This is a genomic window from Blastomonas sp. CCH1-A6 (genome assembly GCF_001556365.1).
Classification (GTDB): Bacteria; Pseudomonadota; Alphaproteobacteria; order Sphingomonadales; family Sphingomonadaceae; genus Blastomonas; species Blastomonas ursincola.
This window is the reverse complement of record NZ_LSIS01000029.1, coordinates 1-750: the sequence shown is the minus strand read 5'-3', so window position 1 is coordinate 750 and position 750 is coordinate 1. Positions and strand designations below refer to the sequence as shown.

Here is a 750-nt window from a genome sequence, read left to right as displayed (position 1 = left end):
GTGGTGCACGTGACATCGATCCAGTCGGTCATGCCGCTGCCCGAATCGACCACCGCCTATGCCGCCGCCAAGGCCGGCTTGAGGACCTATAGCAAGGCGCTGTCCAAAGAGATCGGGCCGCAGGGCGTGCGTGTGAACAGCGTCTCGCCCGGGTGGATCATGACCGAAGCATCCTCGGAGTTTCTCGAGCGGCTGCAGGCGGCCGAGGGCGGCACGATCGAGCAGGTGCGGCAGCGCGTGCTCGATGGGCTGGGCGGCATCCCGATCGGGCGCGGGGCCGAACCGCACGAGGTCGCCGATTTGATTGCCTATCTTGCCTCGGATCGCACGGCGGCGATCCATGGGGCCGAGTTCGTCATCGATGGGGGAACGATCCGGACAGTGTGACGGGCCATCGCGTTCTCACTCTCACCCAGCTTCGCCTAATTCGCTTCGCTCATAAGGCTTCGCAACCCTTTCCCATCCAGGGAGAGGGGGGAGTAACGTCAGAGCTGTCGCGAGATCAGAAGCGGAATTCGGTTCCGACATAGACAGCCTGGCTGTCATATTGCTCGTTGGTCAGGCCGGTTAGGCGGTCGCGCTCGCTGCGCAGGCGGATGCCGGCGGTGACGTCGAGATTGCGGGTGACCTTGTAGGCGCCGCCCACATCGAGCGAATAGCTGCCCTGGTCGTTGAACGGACGGACCGCGCGGGTGGTCGGGGCCTGGACATCGTCCATCTCGATCCGCGGGCTGAACCGGCTCTTGCGCT

1 protein-coding gene and 1 pseudogene are annotated in these 750 nt (G+C 64.8%); one reads left to right on the top strand and one right to left on the bottom strand.

Features of this window, described 5'->3' with window-relative positions; all coding sequences use genetic code 11:
* The coding region (locus tag AX735_RS01605; RefSeq protein ID WP_156447383.1) for an SDR family oxidoreductase at window positions 1-387 on the top strand (387 nt) is incomplete at its 5' end.
* Window positions 388-502: 115 nt separating this feature from the next.
* Here the strand turns inward: AX735_RS01605 and AX735_RS25510 are convergent.
* Window positions 503-750, bottom strand: a pseudogene (locus AX735_RS25510) (hypothetical protein); the annotation flags it as partial.